Source organism: Amycolatopsis ponsaeliensis (genome assembly GCF_030182635.1).
GTDB lineage: Bacteria > Actinomycetota > Actinomycetes > Mycobacteriales > Pseudonocardiaceae > Amycolatopsis > Amycolatopsis ponsaeliensis.
Window position 1 is genome coordinate 86,734 of the sequence record NZ_JAPZLD010000017.1, and the last position, 16,990, is coordinate 103,723.

Genomic DNA, 16,990 nt, shown 5'->3' on the forward strand with positions numbered 1-16,990 from the left:
GTGGAGGTGGACACGGGCCAGGACGCGGCGCGCACGAGCGCCCCGGACACCGGCGCCAACCGGACCTCCCAGGCCTACCACGACCTCCGCGGCCTGATCCTCTCCGGTTTTTACGCGCCCGATTCGCGCCTGACCGAGTCGGACCTCTCCGTCCGGCTCCAGGTCTCCCGCGGCACCCTCCGGTCGGTGCTCGCCCGCCTCGCGCAGGAGGGCTACGTCACCGCGGAGGCGAACCGCAGCGCCCGGACCCGGTCGTTCACCGAGGACGAGGCCATCGAGATCCTCGAGACCCGCGAGGTGCTCGAGGCGGCCCTGGCGGCGAAAGCGGCCGAGCGGGCCACCGACGAAGACCTCGCCGCGATGACCGAGATCTGCGCGAGCATGCGGGCCGGCCAGGCGGAGGACGGCCGGGACGAGTACTCGGCCCTGAACCGGAGGTTCCACGAGCAGGTCCGCCAGGCGGCGCGGCAGGCCACGCTCACCAAGTTCGTCGACAGCCTGCTCTACCCGCTGGTGCTGCGCCAGTACCGCGACATGGACCGCTCGCGGCCGAGGTCGACCGTCGTGCAGGAGCACGAGGCGATCCTGGCCTCGATCGTCACGCACAATCCCGAGGCCGCCGCCGCGGCAATGCGGCACCACCTGTCGGCGGTCCGGCGCGCGCTGCAGCTGAAGTTCACCACCTCCTAGGTCACGACCAGAGCGCCACCGTCCACGCGGGATCAAGCTCGACCCCGACCTCGTCACCCGGACGGGCGGCGAGATGCGCGTCGGCGTGCGCGCGGAGCACCACGTCGTCGACAGCGATGACCACTTCGCGGCGGTCACCGAGGTATTCGGTCGCGGTCACGCGCGCCGGGAACCGGTTGGCCAGGATGGTCTCCGGCACCTCACCGACGACGCGGACGTGCTCGGGACGGATGCAGACGTGGACTTCGCGCACTCCCGCGGGCGGAGTGGCGAACCGTTCGCAGCGGAGCAGGCCGATGGACGTCTTGACCTCGACCGCCCCGGCGTCAGCCGGGCCGTCGGCTACTCCGGGGATCAGGTTGGCGCTCCCGACGAAGTCCGCCACGAACCGGGACGCGGGCGAGTCGTAGATCTCCCCCGGTGACCCGATCTGCTCGATGCGGCCCTTGTTCATCACCACGATCGTGTCCGACATGGCCAGCGCCTCACCCTGGTCGTGCGTCACGTACAGGGTCGTGACCCCGAACTTCTGCTGGAAGGAGCGCAGTTCGGACCGCAGCTGCGCGCGCAGCTTGGCGTCCAGGTTGGACAGCGGCTCGTCCAGCAGCAGCACCTCCGGCTCGCAGAGCAGGGCACGGGCCAGCGCGAGCCGCTGCTGCTGGCCGCCGCTGAGCTGGGTGGACCACCGGTCGGCGTACTCCCCCAGCCCCACCTGCTCCAGCATGGCAAGCACCCGCGTTCGCGTTTCCGTGCGGGAGCAGGTCTTCCGGCCGTACCGGAGCGGGAAGGCGGCGTTGTCGAAGACCTTCATGTGCGGCCAGATCCCGTAGGACTGCGGCACCATCGCGATCGGCCGGTCCTCGGGCGGCACGTCGCGGCGCGCCTCCGCGGAGAACACCGACTTGCCGTTCATCAAAATCTCACCACGATCCGCGCTCTCCAGTCCGGCGAGGCAGCGCAGGGTGGTGGTCTTGCCACACCCGCTGGGCCCCAGGAGCGTGAAGAAGTCGCCGCGCGGGACGGTGAAGCCGACGTTGTCGACCGCGAGGCTCACTTCGCTGCTTTGCTTGCGGGTGAAGCGCTTCTCCAGGCCGGAGATCGTCACGGCGTGGTCGGGAGAGACGGACATGGACACGACACCTCACATGTGTTGTTGGAAGCCACGGCGGTTGACCCACCAGACGGAGCCGGCCGAAAGCGCGAGCAGCAGCACCGCGAGGGCGCTGGCCTCGGGGTAGTTCGCACTCTCGCCGATCATGTCCCACAGCAGCACCACGACGGTGCGGTTGTCCGAACTGGACAGCAGCAGCGCGATGGGGAGCTCGCCCAGCGCGTTGGCGAAGACCCACAGCCACGTCCGGCTCACGGCGGGGGCGGCGAGCGGCAGCACCACTCGGCGAAGCACGGTGCCGCGCCGGGCACCCGACACGCGGCCGACCTCTTCGAGGCCGCCGTCGAGCTGCAGCAGCGACGTCTGGATCATCCGGGACGCGCGCGGCACGTACCGGGTGACGAGCGCGATGACGATGATCCAGATCGTGCCGTAGACCGGGATGGGCAGGAACAGGTACAGGAACAGCACCGCCACGCCCAGCACGACGCTGGGGACGGCGAAGACCAGGAACGTCAGGTCGAACAAGGCCCGTCCCACGCGTCCGCCGCGGGTCGACGCCAGCGCCAGCCAGAGCCCGAGGCCCGCGGTGAGCGTCGCCGTCACCAGGCTGATCACCAGGGTGTTGACGACCGCGTGGGTCAGGCTCGGGTTGGTGAAGATCGCGCCGTAGTTGCCGAAGCTGAGCTCGCCCAGGCTGTGCAGGTCGATCGGTTGCAGGAACGGCGTCAGGCTCGTCCACACCAGGGTCAGGATGGGGATCACGATCGCGATGAGCACGTACAGCGTCACCAGCGCGGCGATCGGGATCCGCCACCGGCCCAGCCGGACCGGCGTGACCCGGTACCCCTTGCCGCTGACGACCTGGAACCGGTGCGACTCCCGCGTCTGCCGCCGGTACACGGCGATCAGCACCAGGGAGAGCAGGACCAGCAGCACGCCGTACGCGCTGGCCCGGCCGTAGTCCGACAGGCCGGACGGCGGTTGCAGGGCCGCCTGGACCAGGCTGCTGAACACGAAGATCTGGTCCGGGGTGCCGAGGATGGACGGGATCGCGAACTCTTCGAGGGCGATGACGGCCAGCAGCATGGCGGCGGCGCTCATGGCGGGCAGGGTGAGCGGCAGGACCACCTTCCGGGTGCGGGTGAACCAGCCGGCGCCCGACGTCGCGGCCGCCTCCTCGAACTCGACGTTGAGCCGCGCGAAAGCCGGCGCGAGCATGAGGTACATGCCGGGGACGCCGAAGATGCCGGCCACCAGGATCATCCCGGGCAGGGAGTAGATGTCGACCGTCAGCCCGGTCACCTTGCGGATGAGGATCGCGATGGGCCCGTTGGCCGGGTTGGCGGCCAGCACCCACGCCACCGCCATGACGGTGGCCGGCACAGCCATCGGGGCCAGCGTGCTGGGAGCGAGGAACCGGCGGCCGGGGATGTCGGTCCGCTCGAACAGGTAGGCCAGGCTCGCGCTGACGACCAGCGCCAGCGCGACGGTACCCACCACGAAGATCAGCGAGTTGACGGCGACCTCGAGCACCCGCGGCGACGAGAAGATCCCGGCGAAGTTGTCGAGTGTGAAGCCCGGGATCTGGAAGGGCAGCTTCAGCTCGCTGTCCTTGAGGCTGCTGTAGACCAGCATGCCGAGCGGGAAGAGCACGAGGTAAGCGAGGAGCACGCCGATGGCGATGTTGACGGCGGTGAGCACACGGTCCCGGCGAGGGGGACGGGGGAGGTCGTCGGGTGGACGAGGGGGTGCGGCGGGGGCGACCCGGGTGACGGACTGCATCGTTGGAGTCTCCAAAGGGGCGTTAGTTCACGTCGGTGCCCATGGCCTTCTCGACCTGGGGGAAGAAGTCCGAAAACCGTTGGTACTGCTGGAGGTCGTTCTCGCTGAACCACTTGACGCCGGCCTCGCACAGGGCGGCGACGACACGGTTCTTCGTGGCCTTCGAGCAGTCGGTGTCGGGCGGCAGGATCGAGTTGTAGCTGCCGACCAGGGCGGCTTGGCCTTCCGCCGAGGCGAGGAAGGCGGTGAGGAGCCGGCCCGCCGCCGGGTGCGGGGACCCTTCGGGCACGAACAGGTACGCCTTGTTGGCGTTGGTCGGGCCGACCGGGGCGACGGCGATCGGCGCGCCCTTGGCCTGGTCCTCCAGCACGAGGTTGATCAGGTCGGTCCCGGCCGGGGTCTGGCCGGAGACGATGTTCGTGTGCGCCTGCGTGGTGTTGTCGGTGAAGTGCGGGTGCAGCTGCGCGAGACGGGAGGCGTAGTCGAGCCCGGCGTCGGTGCCCAGCGTGGGGTCCTGGGCCCACACTGTCATGAACGAGCCGCGCGACTCGACGGTGAGCTTGCCGTCGTTCCACCGCGGGGAAAGCAGGTCGTCCCAGCTGTTCGGCGCGGTTTCCTTCGGGACGGCGTTGGTGTTGTAGGCCCAGACTTTCGGCACGGCCCAGATGTAGACGAAGTTGCCGTCGAAGATCTGGTCGCCGGGGACCTTGAAGTCGGCCCAGTGCACCGAGGCCGCCATGTCCAGCGAGGGCAGCACGGTGAGGCCGCCGGCGTTGGAGACGTCGAAGCTGACGCGGCCCGCGGCCTGTTCCACGTTGAGCTGGGTGACCAGGTCCGGGGCCTTCTTGTTGGTGTACTTGACGGAGATCCCGGGGTACTTCTTCTGGAAGGCCTGGATGGCTTTGCGCATCTGCGCCTCGGGTTTCGGCGCGAACCAGACGACCTGCCCTTCCGCCTTGGCCGCCTGGTACAGCTCGTCGAGGTTCTTGGCACCGGGCACCGGCGGCGGCTCGCTGCAGGCCGTCCCGAGGAGGGTGACCAGGACGGCGACGGCGGTCAGGCGGAGCGAGCGGCGCATGACACTCACTGTCCCTCCGCGACGGTGATCCCGTAAAGCCGGGCGGCCGTCCCGCCGCTGATCAGGGCCAGTTCAGGGTCGTCCAGCGTGGGCAGCTGCTCCCGCACGAGGTCGCGCAGCTCGGCCAGCGATCCCGCCGACGCGGGGAAGTTGGAACCCCACAGCACGTGGTCCGCGCCGAACTCCTTGACCAGGGTTTCGACGAGCGGCGCCGCGGACCCCGCCTCACGCTGGGCACGCAGGACGGCGGGCGGGGTGAGCTTGACGAAGACCCGGCCGGTCTCGGCGAGCGGGGAGGGATACGGGTCGCCATCCAGCTGGGGGCGGGCGGCGTGGTCGAGGACCACGGTCAGCCCCGGGTACTCCCGCAGGAGTCCGGAAAGGACCGGGGCGTGCTCGGCGTGCATCTGGACGCACACCGGGACGCGCCGCTCGGACAGGAACTCCCACACCGGCGTCATGCGCTCGTCGTCGAGGCCGCGGCCCGGGGTCGGCACGGCCGTCGTGCCGTTCGCGGCGCGGATGCGCACCCCGGAGAAGCCGCGCTCGTCGACCCAGTGCGTCAGGTCGTCGACGGCTTTCGGGGAGAGGAAGTCGACCGAGCAGACGCCGGTGAGGCGGCCGGGGTGCCGGGCGAGCTCGTCGGCGACGTAGCTGTTGTCGAACCCGTACACCGTCGAAGCCTGGACCACGACGAGGTGATCCACGCCGGCGGCGTCGGCTTCGCGCAGCAGGCCGTCGATGTCGGCCGGGCGTTCGCGGGACCACTCGGAGCGGTGGCCGCCGAGCGGCGCGGCGGGGTAGGCGGTGGTGTCCGGAGAAATGATGTGAGTGTGCGTGTCGACGCTGAACATGGCACCTCTGGTCTCGGTCGGAAGGTCAGGAGAGGCGGGTGAAGTCGGCGAGCAGCTCGGCCACCGTCACCGGGGTGCGGATGACGTTCTGCTGCAGGGCGTAGTCGATGGCGACCTGGAGCCCGGCGACGAGCTCGTCGGTGACGCCGAACCGCAGGGCGCGCACGCGGGGGCCGGGGTCGGGCTCGGCCTTGCGCTCCTCGATGCGGGCGCCGAAGGCCTGGTACAGCTCGGTCACCGTGCCGGGTTCGGCTTCGAGGAGGTCGCGGCGGACGGTGAGCAGGTGGTTGATCGGCACCGTCGCGTGCCGGGCGCCCCACGCCTCCTCGGCCTCCCGCCAGTCCGGGATGAGCGGCACCAACGGGCCCTCCGCGCTGTCGAGCGCGGGCGGGCCGAGGACGGCGGCCGCGACCTCGCCGCGACCCAGGAGGTCGAGCACCTTCCCGCTCGCGCGCTCGACGTTCGGCGGCTCGACGTACTCGGCGACGTGCGGCTCCTCGGTGGTCACCCAGGTGACGTCCTTGGCGTCGACGCCGTACTCCTCGTGCAGGATGCCGCGGACCCACAGACCCGTGGTCTGGCTGTAGGCGCGCACGCCGACCTTCCGGCCGGCCAGATCGGCCGGGGTCAGCTCGGGTGAGCCGGGCCAGCGGGTCAGTGAGTGGTGGTGGAAGTCGCCGCTGAGCACGACCGGCAGCAGGGAGATCGGGACGCCGGCCTCGTAGGCCTGCAGGAACGTGGCGAGGGCGAGTTCGCTGACGTCGTAACGCAGTTCGCGCACCATCGGGGCGAACGCGCGGTAGATCGGGTTCGCCGCCGCAAGGGTGACCGGGTGCCCGCCCGCGGTGAAGGCAGGGTCGGTGAGGAACGCCGTGTGCGGGTAGGACTTCACCGCGACGGACAGGGGCCTGGCCATGGGGCAACTCCTCCGTTGTCTGAGGCCGAGCGGCCAGAATGTTCAACAGTGTCAGCGACCGTACGGCGCAAGTCCTGGACTTTCAAGACTTGAACGGCCAGATCGTTTAACAATCTGCCGAATATCACCCTTTGCATCCAGATTGACTACCCAGGGTTCAATCTCGCAAAGTTGTTCTACATAATTCGGGCATCACATCGGTTCTTGCTGGATCTGTGCAGCACCTGCTACGGTCGCCCGGCAAGTTGTTAAACAATCTGACCGAATCGCCAAGCGAGGTCACAGCCTTGATCAAGATCGACGAGGAGATCCCCGTCCCCGCGCCGCCGGGACGGGTGTGGGAAGTGGTGTCCGACCCCGCCGAGGTGGTGTCGTGCATCGACGGGGCCGAACTCGGCCAGTCGCACGAGGACGGTTCCTTCGACGGCACGCTGGCCGTCAAGTTCGGCGCCGTCCGCGTGCGCTTCGGCGCCCGGGTGTCGCTGGACCTGGACGAACCCGAGCGGGAAGGACGCCTTTCGGCCAAGGGCCGGGACGGGCAGGGCGCCACGCGGTTCACCGCGCACGCCACCTTTCAGGTGCGCGAGGACGCCGGCGGGTCCTGGGTCCGCGTCACCGGGGAGATCACCCTCGCGGGCAAGCTCGCGTCGCTGATCGAAGCCGGGGCCGGCGCCATGGTTGCCCGGATGACCAGGGAGTTCTCGGCGGAACTGGTCCGCCGATGCACGGGGACCACCGAAGTGACCCTGCCGCGGCCGTCCGTGTGGACCCGGCTGCGGGCCTGGTGGCTGCGGATCTTCCAGCGGAGTGAGGTGCGCAGTGGCCAGGCTCAATAGCGTGATCGCCGCGCTGGAGTCGGGGCAGCACGCCTTCGCCGCGTTCGCCGCCCCCGAACCGGCCGCGGCCCTCGACTTCGCGTCCGCAGACTACGACGGCCTCGTCTTCGAAGCCGAGCACAAGCCGTGGGACGCTCGGACCCTGCGCGACAGCCTCCAGTATCTGCTCGACCGGCGCCGGATCTTCGAGGCGGGCACCCTCGCCCCGTCGCCCACTCCCCTGGTCCGGGTGCCCGTCAACGGCGCGGAACACGGCCAGTGGCACGCAAAACAGGCCCTCGACCTCGGCGCGTACGGCATCGTGTGGCCGCACATCTCGCGCGTCGAAGAGGCACGCAACGCCGTCGCGGCCTGCCGGTATCCCCGGCTGCCCGACGCTCCCCGCTTCGAACCGGCCGGCCTGCGCGGCGACGCACCGGCGGCGGCCGCGCGGTACTGGGGACTGTCCACTCAGGACTACTACGCCAAGGCCGACGTCTGGCCGCTCGACCCGGACGGCGAAATCCTCGTCGTGATCCAGATCGAAGACCAGCTCGGCATCAACAACCTGCCCGCCATTCTCGACGAGGTGCCCGGCATCGGCCTGATCCTCATCGGCGAAGGCGACCTGAGCCAGGAACTCGGCGTCCCCCGGCAGCTCGAGCATCCGCTGATGGTCGAAGCCCGCGCCCGGATCGTGAAGACGTGCCTGGAGCACGACGTCGTGGTCGGGCACCCGCACGTCACCGCCCGCAACGCCGAGCAGGTCGTCGACGAGGGTTACCGCTTCCTCATGACCGCGCCGGTGCGCGGCTACCCCGGCCTCGAACGGGGCCGGGAACTCACCGGGAGGACCCCTTCATGATCATCGACTGCCACGGTCACTTCACGACCGCGCCGCCCGCGCTCGGGCGGTGGCGGGAGCGCCAGATCCAGGCGTTCGAGGGCTCGGGCGCGCGCGTCTCGCCCGACGAGCTGCACATCGGCGACGACGAGATCCGCACCGCCATCGAAAACGGTCAGCTGAAGCTGCAGCGCGAACGCGGCACCGACCTCACCCTGTTCTCCCCGGGCGCCGGGAAGATGGCGCACCACTACGGCGACGCCGAAACCAGCCTCGTGTGGTCCCGGGTGAGCAACGACCTCATCGCCCGCGTCTGCGGCCTGTTCCCGGACAACTTCGCCCCCGTCTGCCAGCTCCCCCAATCGCCCGGCGACGCGCTGGCCGCGTCCGTCCGCGCGTCCGCGGCCGAGCTGGAGCGCTGCGTCACCGAACTCGGCTTCGTCGGGTGCCTGCTCAACCCGGACCCGTCCGACGGCTACTGGCAGGCCCCGCCGCTGACCGACCGCGTCTACTACCCGCTCTACGAAAAGCTGGTGGAGCTGGACGTCCCGGCCATGGTGCATGTGGCGATGTCGCGCAACGACGCGGTTCAGGGCACCTGCGCGCACTACCTCAACGGCGACACGACCGCGTTCATGCAGCTGTGCCAGTCGGACCTGTTCCGCGACTTCCCGACGCTGCGGCTGATCCTGCCGCACGGCGGCGGCGCCGTGCCCTACCACTGGGGCCGCTACCGCGGGTTCATGCTGGACCGGGGCCGGCCGCCGCTGGAGGAGTCGTTGCTGGGCAACGTCTTCTTCGACACTTGCGTCTACCACCGGCGCGGCCTGGAGCTGCTGACCGACGTCATTCCCGCCGCGAACGTGCTGTTCGCCTCGGAGATGATCGGCGCCGTCCGCTCGGTCGACCCCGAGACCGGCCGCCGCTTCGACGACACCAAGGCGCTGCTGGACGACATCCCGTCCCTCACCCCCGAGGACCGCCGCGCCATCTACGGAGGCAACGCGCTGCGGGTGTTCCCCCGCCTCGCGGTCCGGGTCAGCCACCACGAAGAACAGGAGGCCGTGCGATGAAGGTCTACGAAGCACTGGCCGCGGCGTTCGCCGCCGAGGGCACCACGGACGTGTTCGGCATGATGGGCGACGCCAACATGCACTGGATGAACGCCCTCGCCGGGCACGGCACCCGCCTCTACGAGGTCCGGCACGAGGGCGCGGGCCTCAGCATGGCGCACGGGTACGCCCGCGCTTCGGGCCGCCCCGGTGTCGTGACGACCACCAGCGGGCCGGGAGTTTCGCAGCTGGCGACGTCGATGATCGTGGCGAGCCGGGCCCGCATCCCTCTAGTCGCGTTCGTCGGCGAGACGCCGCTGGGCGACGAGTCCGCCGTGCAGTACCTCGACCAGCGCCGGTTCGCCGCCGCGATCGAATGCGAGTTCTTCCACGTGGCCAAGGCGGACTCCGCCATCGAGGTCGTCCGGAACGCCTTCCACCTCGCCCGCACGCAGTCCCGGCCCGTCATGATCAGCGTGCCGATCGACGTGCAGCTGCAGGAGTTCGACGACGACCTGCCGTACTCACCCTCCACCGAACTGCTTCGCACCCCGAAGCTGCTGCCGCACCCGGAGCGGATCGAGCAGGCCCGGGAGCTGATCGCGGCGAGCAAGCGCCCGGTGATCATCGCCGGAAGGGGCGCACGCCAGGCCGGCGCCGCCGAGGAGATCCTCGCCCTGCAGCAACGGACCGGTGCGCTCCTGGCCACGACGTTGCAGGCCAAGAACTGGCTCTACGGACGCACCGACTACCACGTCGGGATCGCCGGGCTGTTCGGCAGCAAGGTGGCGATGGAAATGTTGCAGGAGGCCGACTGCGTGATCGCGGTGGGCGCGAGCCTCAACCACTACACCATCGAAAGCGGCTACCTGTTCCCCGACGCGAAGTTCGTGCAGATCGACACCGCGCCGAACGTCGTGATGGGCAACGGCCGGGTCGCCGACTGCTACGTCCAGGCGGATGCGATCACCGGGCTCACCGCGTTGACCGGCGCGCTCGAACCCGACGGCCTTGAGGGGTTCCACACTGCCGACGTGCACCGCCGGCTCACCGCTCCTCTGGTCGACCCGGCCGAGTACCGGCGGAACCCCGGTCTGCTGGACCCGCGCGAGGCGATCGCCGTCGTCGACGAAGAGCTGCCGGGCGAGATCGGGCTGGTGCTCGGCAGCGGGCACCAGACGGACTTCGGCACGATGCTGTTCCAGCGCTCCCGCGAGGTCACCTCGAACTACGGCATGTTCGGCGCGATCGGGCAGGCTCCGCTGCTGACCGTCGGCGCGGTGGTGGCCAAGGGCGAGCCGATGTTCGTCGTCGAGGGCGACGCGAGTTTCCTCATGCACCTGTCCGAGTTCGAGACGGCCTGCCGCTACGGGCTACCCGTGCTCGTCGTGGTCATGAACGACGAAGGGCTCGGCGCGGAGTACCACAAGGCCGCGGCGAAGGGCCTCGACCCGGCCCTCGCGGTGATCCCGACGCCCGAGCTGGGTGTCGTGGCCCAGGCGCTGGGCGGTGGCGGGGCGACCGTCCGCACCGTTGACGAGCTGCGTGCCGCATTGGGCAAGTACGTGCGGGCCCCGCGCCCGACCGTGATCGACGTGCGCATCACCCGGGACGTGCTCAGCGTTCCCTACCGACGGATCCAGTACGGCGAGGACGTGTGATCATGAAAATCATCCTGGGAAACGACGCGCTCGCGGCCACGGCCGTCGAGGCCGCCGGCGGTGAACGGCTCGACATCCGGCCCGTGCACAAGGCATCCCGCGGATTCCTCGACGAAGGCACCGCGGAGGTCTGCGAGCTGGCGATCGTGACGCTGCTGCAGGCCGTCGCCTACGACAAGCCGGTGGCACTGCTGCCGATCGCCGCGCTCGAGCGCCACCAGCACCAAACCCTGGTGACGCTGGGCGATGCGGGCGTCGAAGGCGTGCGCGGCCGCACCGTCGGCGTGCGGTCGTGGAGCCAGACCACCGGCGTGTGGGTACGCGGGTTCCTCACCGAGCAGTACGGCGTCGATCTGTCCGAAGTGGACTGGATCACCTACGAAGACGGACACCTGCCCGAGTACACCGACCCGTCGTGGGTGCGCCGGACTCCTGAAGGTGTGAAACTGCCGACCGAGTTCCTCGCCGGGAGCGTCGACTACGGGATCCTGGGCAACGAGCTGCCCGCCGACGACCGCATCCGCACGGCCATCCCGGACGCGCTCGCCGTCGCGGAGAAGTGGTCCGCCCGCAAGGGGTTCATGCCGGTCAACCACGTCGTCGCGGTCAACCCGAAGGCGGACGCGAAGGCCGTGCTCGCGGTCTACGACGCGCTGGCGGCGCAGGCACCGGCCGGGTTCGACGCCCTGCGCGGTCCCGTCACCGAAGTGGCCCGCTATGCGCGGGAACAGCAGGTGCTCCCCCGAGACGTCTCGTTCGACGAGCTGGTGGATCGCACCTGTTCGGTCCTCGGGGTAAGCGCTTCCCGCCTCAGCTGATGGAAAGGCAAGACATGGAAAAGCTTTCGATGGTCTTGGGCGACTACGCCCATGGGCGCGCCCTGCTCAACGGCGACGTCGAGATCCCCGGTCACCGCGTCGAGCCGGTCGAGGTGTCCCCGGTGATCGGGGCGTACCGGCGGATGATCCGCGACCTCGAGTTCGACGTCTGCGAACTCGCGCCGACGTCCTACCTGATGGCCCTGCAGGCGGGCGTGCCGTTGACGGGCATCCCGGTGTTCCTCAACCGCCGCTTCCACCACACGGACGTCCAGTGCGCTGCGGCCTCCGGCATCCGCTTCCCCAGCGACCTGGCGGGCAAGCGGATCGGCGTGCGCGCCTACACCGTCACCACCGGGGTGTGGGTGCGCGGGATCCTCCAGCACGAGTACGGCCTCGACCTCGGCTCGGTCACCTGGGTCGTAGACGACGAGGACCACATCGAGGGCCGGGCGCCGGCGAACGTCGAGCACGTCACCGACGGCCGTTCGCTCGGTGCGCTGCTGCGTGCCGGGGAGATCGACGCCGCGCTGAGCGGCAACGCGGGCACCGGACGCGCGGGGGCGCCGCGGGCGGGCTGGACAGCAGAACAGTCCACCGTGGACGAAGGGCCGTATCCGCTGTTCCCCGACCACGACGTGCTGGCCACCGACTGGTACCTCCGCACCGGCATCTACCCCCTGCACTCGGTGATCGCGCTACGCCGCGAGCTTGTCGAACGCGAACCCGGGCTGCCGAGCGCGCTGTACGCCGCGTTCGCCGAAAGCAAGCGCCGTCAGGCCGAAGCGGACCCGGAGTGGTCCGCACTGCCCCGGCTCGGCAAGCAGGCCCGGCAAATCGGCGGCGACCCGATCCCGTACGGCCTGGCTGCCAACGAGAAGAGCCTGCGCGCACTAGTGGAGTTCTCGCGCGACCAGGGCCTGCTCGACGCGGAGCCGCAGCAGCTGTTCGCCGACGGCGACTACCCGGACGCCTGAGAGGAAAGCCCATGGACATCATCGACACCCATTGCCACGTCATCTCCGGTGACCTGGCGAAGTATCCGCGTTCACCGTTGGATGGCAAGCAGTCCGGCTGGGCCACGACCCGCCCGGTCGATGCCGACGGCATGGCCGCCCGGATGGACGAAGCCGGTATCAAGCAGGCCGTGCTGGTGCAGGCCACCACGGCGTACGGCTACGACAACTCCTACGTCCTCGACAGCCGCGCACGGCGCCCGGACCGGTTCCTCGCGGTGGGCACCGTGGACCCGCTGCGGCCCGACGCCGCCGAGCACCTCGCGGCGGTCACCGAAGGCGGCCTGGCCGGGGTGCGGCTGTTCACCAGCGGCAGCACGGTCCCCACCCAGGGCGAGTGGTTCGCGGCACCGGAGTCCTTCCCGTTCTGGGAAAAGGCCGCCGAGCTGGGCGTCACGGTGTGCCTGCAGATGCGGCTCGGCCCGGCGACCGCCCAGCTCGTCACGCTCCTGGACCGGTTCCCGTCGGCGCGGATCCTCCTCGACCACCTGGGCTACCCCGCCGTCGCCGAGTCGCCCGCGGACGCCGGGGCGGAGGTGGCGAAGCTGGCCGTGCATCCGAACCTGCACCTCAAGCTGACCCACCGCACCCTCGAGCCGCTGCACAGCGCCGGAAAGGAGGCCGCGGCGTTCCTCGACCCGGTGCTGGCGTCGTTCGGCGCGCACCGGATCGCGTGGGGTTCGAACTTGCCCGCGGCCGAGCAGTCCCTGCCCGAGCTCGTCACGCTCGCGCGGGAGGTCCTGGCCGAGGTCCCGGAGGCCGAGCGGCACGAGATCTTCGAGGGGACGGCTCGCCGGCTGTACCCGGGACTGCCCGGCTAGCCCCGTGGGCGACGACGGGAAGGCCACGCGCTACAGCCAGGTGTACGAGGAACTGCGCACGCTCCTGCTTTCCGGCGGCTACGAGCCGAACACCCGGCTCACCGAAGCGGATCTGACGTCCAGGTTCGCCGTGTCCCGCGGGACGATCCGCTCGGTGCTGGTGCGGCTGGCCCAGGAGGGGTACGTCACCAGCGAGGTCAACCGGGGTGTCCGCACGCGGAGTTTCACGATCGACGAGGCGGCGGACATCCTCGAGGCCCGCGAAACCCTGGAAGCGGCGTTGGCCGGCAAGGCCGCCGAGCGGGCGACCGACGTGGAGGTCGCCGGCCTCCGCCGTACCTTGGAGGAGATGGAGCAGGCGCAGGAGCGCGGGGACCAGGCCGCTTACTCCCGGGGCAACCGGGCATTCCACCAGCAGGTGAAGGCGGCCGCGCACCAGGCCACGCTGGCGCGCACGTACGACACGCTGCTCTACCCGCTGGTGATGCGCCAGTACCGCAACATTTCGGCCCGCCACCCGCGGTCCGGCTCACTGGCCGAGCACCGGACGATCCTGCTGGCCATCATGACCCGCAACCCGGAGGCGGCTGCCGCCGCCATGCGTCACCACGTCGGCTCCGCCCGCCGCGCGCTGCTGCTCGGCCAGCAACACCGCCGGACGCCGGGCGTCGCCTGACGATTTCGGGGAAAGGGCCGAGCAGGCCGTCACCTGGTTTGGACAACGTGCGGTCGGCCGGACTCACAGTCCCATCGTGTGGCGCACCATCCGGTCGAGCAGACGATCGGAGACGAGATGCGTCAGCCGGGTCATCACGGCGGCGTCGCGACCGACGGTGTAGCGGGTCCGCGGCTTCCGTTCGCGGATCGCCTTCGAGACGACGTCGGCGACGACGCTCGCGTCCAGGCCGTCGGTGCCCCAGGATTTCGTGGTGGCGTGGAAGGCTTTCGTGAGCCCGGCGTAGCGGGTGCGCTGCTCGGGGGTCATGCCCGCGATCAGCCGGTCCGCCGTCGCGTTTCCGCGTTCGGTCAGCTTGGTGCGGATCGCACCGGGGATGATCACGGCGACGGCGACACCGAACGGCTCCACCTCGCGACGCAGGGAGTCGCTGATGGCTTCCATGGCGAACTTCGCGGCGGAGTAGGCGCCGAAGCTCGGCATGGCGACCTTCCCGCCGGTGGAGCCGATGTTGACGATGCGGCCCTTGCTCCGCAGGAGAGCGGGCATGAGCGCCTGGATGACCGCCACCTGACCGAACACGGAGACGTCGAACTGCCGACGCCAGTCCGCCAGTGGCAGCGCTTCGATCGGGGCGTTCACCGCGATCCCGGCGTTGTTGACCACGGCGCGCAGCGGGCGGCGGTCCCCGCCGGCCCGGTCGGCGAGCGCGGCCACCTGGCCCTCGTCGGTGATGTCGAGCAGCACCGGTTCGATGTGCACGGCCTTCACCTCCGCGGCGGCAGCCTCGGTGCGGACGCCGGCCAGGACGTGGAAGCCGTCGGCGGCCAGGCGCTGCGCGGTCGCCCGGCCGATGCCGGTACTCGCGCCGGTGACGATCACGAGTTCGGAGGGAGTGCTGGAGTTCGTCGCGTTCATGAGATCACCGTGCGCCGCGGCGCACGCGAGAAACAGCCACGGCATGTCCTGGTACAGCCAGTACCACCACGAACGGGGTGCGTCGGCGCACAATGACCGCATGGATGATCTCGGCCGGGCCCTGCGGACGTGGCGCGATCGCCTCGACCCGGCGAGCGTGGGCATCCCGCACAAGGCACCTCGCCGGGCTCCGGGACTCCGCCGTGAGGAACTGGCCGTCCTCGCCGGCATCTCGATCGAGTACGTCGTCCGGCTCGAGCAAGGACGCGCGGTGAAGCCGTCCGCACAGGTCTGCACCGCGCTGGGCCGGGCGCTGCGGCTGTCGGACGCGGAGTACGCGCACCTCATGCGGCTGGCCGGGCACGCGGCCGACCCGCACCGCGTCCCCCGGCTGATTCCCGGCAGCGTCCGCCGCCTGCTGGACCGGCTCGAGAGCCACCCGCTCGCCGTGTACGACGCCACCTGGCAGTTGCTGCACTGGAACCCCTTGTTCGCCGCGACCTTCGGCGACCCCACGACGGTGACCGAAGACCACCGCAACCTGCTGCTCATGCAGTTCGAGGGCATGCCGAGCCCAGCGCGGTTCAGCCCCGGGGAGCGGGCCGCGTTCGAGGAGTCGCTCGTGGCGGACCTGCGCGCCACGACCAGCCGTTACCCCGACGACCCGGACGTCGAGGCGCTGATCACCCGGCTGCAGCGCGCGCCCCGTTTCCGGGAGCTGTGGGCGGCCGCGTCGGTCGCCGAGCACCAGAGCGGGCACAAGGTGATCGAGCACCCGGAAGTCGGTTCCGTCGACCTGGACTCCGACGTGCTCACCACACAGGGCTCGAACCTGCGGGTCGTCGTCTACACACCCCGGCCGGGCACCGACGCGCGGGACAAGCTCGGCTTCTTGGCGGCGATCGGCACGCAGAACCTGGCCCCCGATTGCGGCTAGCCGTCAGGCCGGGCCCGCTGAAGTGCCGGAAGGCCGGCGAACGTACCTCCCGATCGGGCCGTGTACGACGGGCTCTACGACCGAGTCCTCGAGCAGAGTCGGGCTGTCCCGGGCTCGCGCGATCCTCGTGCACCCTGCACAGCACGGTTTCGGTGACCACTCGGTCGTCACCACCGCTTTCGGCCTCCTCGCCGCGGAAGCTGATCGGCCGGGGCCGGCTCGGGGTGCCGGCCCCGGCCGGGTTCAGGACCAGGCGATGTCGCCGTCCCGGTCGACAAAGCGGCCGGATCCGGCGCCGGGTTTCTCGGTCGCGAGGCCGACGATGGCGTCCGTGCCTTCGGTCACCGTCTGGGGGCCGCTGTGACCGTTGAGGTCGGTCGCCGTGTAGCCGGGGTCGACGGCGTTGACGCGGATGTCGGTCAGCGCCTTGGCGTACTGGGTCGTCAGCATCGTCAGCGCGGCCTTCGAGGCGGTGTAGAGCGGCACGATGACCTTCGACTCGATCCGCGACGGGTCGTGGGTGATGGCCAGCGAGCCCAGCCCGCTGCTGACGTTGATGATGACCGGGTCCGCCGACCGGCGCAGCAGTGGCAGGAACGCGGTGGTCGTCCGGACCACGCCGACGAGGTTGACGTCGAACACATCGAAGGCGTCCGCCGCGGTCAGGGCGCCGGGGTCGCCGACCGGGCCGTTGATGCCGGCGTTGTTGATCAGGACGTCGATCGAGCCCTCGTGCTCGGCGACGTTCGCGGCCGCGGCGGCGACGGACGCGTCGTCGGTGACGTCGATGGGAACGAAGCGCGCGTCGAGCGCGGCGGCGGCCTCGGCGCCCAGTTCGGCGTTGCGGGCTCCGATCAGGACGGTGTGGCCGAGTCCGACGAGACGGCGGGCGGTCTCGCGGCCCAGCCCCTTGTTCGCTCCGGTGATGAAAGTGATCGTCATGCGGTCCACGTTCGTCCGTTCGCGACGTACCGGCCAGGGACGCCTCGACGGTAGGA

Annotated in this window: 17 protein-coding genes; 10 read left to right on the forward strand and 7 right to left on the reverse strand. The window is 70.3% G+C overall.

From position 1 onward, the window contains the following. Positions 1-690: a GntR family transcriptional regulator gene (locus QQ657_RS25140; protein WP_284744692.1), complete on the forward strand. Its 690-nt coding sequence runs from the start codon at positions 1-3 to the stop codon at positions 688-690. Between the two features lies 1 nt (position 691). Here the strand turns inward: QQ657_RS25140 and QQ657_RS25145 are convergent, their stop codons facing one another. The 5 genes from QQ657_RS25145 to QQ657_RS25165 are packed head-to-tail and all read right to left on the reverse strand — an operon-like array spanning position 692 to position 6,434. Then, the gene (locus tag QQ657_RS25145; protein WP_284744693.1) at positions 692-1,819 is read right to left on the reverse strand and encodes an ABC transporter ATP-binding protein; all 1,128 of its coding nucleotides are present in this window, start codon (positions 1,817-1,819) and stop codon (positions 692-694) included. Between the two features lie 12 nt (positions 1,820-1,831). After that, complete coding sequence (locus QQ657_RS25150) at positions 1,832-3,586, reverse strand: ABC transporter permease (RefSeq protein WP_284744694.1); 1,755 nt, start codon at positions 3,584-3,586, stop codon at positions 1,832-1,834. A gap of 22 nt (positions 3,587-3,608) precedes the next feature. Then, positions 3,609-4,664, reverse strand: coding sequence for an extracellular solute-binding protein (locus QQ657_RS25155; protein WP_284744695.1), 1,056 nt, complete (start codon positions 4,662-4,664; stop codon positions 3,609-3,611). 5 nt (positions 4,665-4,669) lie between these two features. Then, on the reverse strand, positions 4,670-5,518 hold the full coding sequence (locus tag QQ657_RS25160; RefSeq protein ID WP_284744696.1) for an amidohydrolase family protein: 849 nt from the start codon (positions 5,516-5,518) through the stop codon (positions 4,670-4,672). A gap of 25 nt (positions 5,519-5,543) precedes the next feature. Then, positions 5,544-6,434 (reverse strand): substrate-binding domain-containing protein, encoded by an 891-nt coding sequence (locus tag QQ657_RS25165; protein WP_284744697.1) that lies wholly within the window; start codon positions 6,432-6,434, stop codon positions 5,544-5,546. Between the two features lie 287 nt (positions 6,435-6,721). Between QQ657_RS25165 and QQ657_RS25170 the strand changes: the two genes are divergently transcribed. Genes QQ657_RS25170 through QQ657_RS25205 form a run of 8 tightly spaced genes read left to right on the forward strand, consistent with a single transcriptional unit; the run spans position 6,722 to position 14,137 of the window. Then, a complete protein-coding gene (locus QQ657_RS25170; RefSeq protein ID WP_284744698.1) occupies positions 6,722-7,270 on the forward strand; it encodes an SRPBCC family protein in 549 nt (182 codons plus the stop codon). Beyond that, positions 7,254-8,114 carry an HpcH/HpaI aldolase family protein gene (locus tag QQ657_RS25175; protein WP_284744699.1) on the forward strand — a complete coding sequence of 287 codons (861 nt, stop codon included), beginning with the start codon at positions 7,254-7,256 and terminating at the stop codon, positions 8,112-8,114. Before QQ657_RS25170 ends, QQ657_RS25175 begins: the two co-directional genes overlap by 17 nt. Next, on the forward strand, positions 8,111-9,166 hold the full coding sequence (locus tag QQ657_RS25180) for an amidohydrolase family protein (RefSeq protein WP_284744700.1): 1,056 nt from the start codon (positions 8,111-8,113) through the stop codon (positions 9,164-9,166). The genes QQ657_RS25175 and QQ657_RS25180 overlap by 4 nt, the downstream gene beginning before the upstream one ends. Next, positions 9,163-10,806, forward strand: a complete 1,644-nt coding sequence (locus QQ657_RS25185; protein ID WP_284744701.1) for a thiamine pyrophosphate-binding protein — start codon at positions 9,163-9,165, stop codon at positions 10,804-10,806. Before QQ657_RS25180 ends, QQ657_RS25185 begins: the two co-directional genes overlap by 4 nt. A 2-nt stretch (positions 10,807-10,808) precedes the next feature. Next, positions 10,809-11,624 (forward strand): hypothetical protein, encoded by an 816-nt coding sequence (locus tag QQ657_RS25190; protein WP_284744702.1) that lies wholly within the window; start codon positions 10,809-10,811, stop codon positions 11,622-11,624. A gap of 14 nt (positions 11,625-11,638) precedes the next feature. Then, complete coding sequence (locus QQ657_RS25195; RefSeq protein WP_284744703.1) at positions 11,639-12,601, forward strand: substrate-binding domain-containing protein; 963 nt, start codon at positions 11,639-11,641, stop codon at positions 12,599-12,601. 11 nt (positions 12,602-12,612) lie between these two features. Further along, entirely contained in the window at positions 12,613-13,461 is an 849-nt protein-coding gene (locus QQ657_RS25200) for an amidohydrolase family protein (RefSeq protein ID WP_284744704.1), read from the forward strand. 4 nt (positions 13,462-13,465) lie between these two features. Further along, positions 13,466-14,137, forward strand: coding sequence for a GntR family transcriptional regulator (locus QQ657_RS25205; protein WP_284744705.1), 672 nt, complete (start codon positions 13,466-13,468; stop codon positions 14,135-14,137). A 63-nt stretch (positions 14,138-14,200) separates the two neighbouring features. On the opposite strand, the gene QQ657_RS25210 is transcribed toward QQ657_RS25205, so the two are convergent. Further along, positions 14,201-15,157 carry an SDR family oxidoreductase gene (locus QQ657_RS25210; protein ID WP_284744706.1) on the reverse strand — a complete coding sequence of 319 codons (957 nt, stop codon included), beginning with the start codon at positions 15,155-15,157 and terminating at the stop codon, positions 14,201-14,203. On the opposite strand from QQ657_RS25210, the gene QQ657_RS25215 reads away from it, so the two are divergent. After that, positions 15,156-15,992 (forward strand): helix-turn-helix transcriptional regulator, encoded by an 837-nt coding sequence (locus QQ657_RS25215; protein WP_284744707.1) that lies wholly within the window; start codon positions 15,156-15,158, stop codon positions 15,990-15,992. The two genes, QQ657_RS25210 and QQ657_RS25215, sit on opposite strands and share 2 nt — an antisense overlap. A gap of 243 nt (positions 15,993-16,235) precedes the next feature. On the opposite strand, the gene QQ657_RS25220 is transcribed toward QQ657_RS25215, so the two are convergent. Further along, positions 16,236-16,934 carry an SDR family NAD(P)-dependent oxidoreductase gene (locus tag QQ657_RS25220; RefSeq protein ID WP_284744708.1) on the reverse strand — a complete coding sequence of 233 codons (699 nt, stop codon included), beginning with the start codon at positions 16,932-16,934 and terminating at the stop codon, positions 16,236-16,238. Positions 16,935-16,990: the final 56 nt, after the last annotated feature.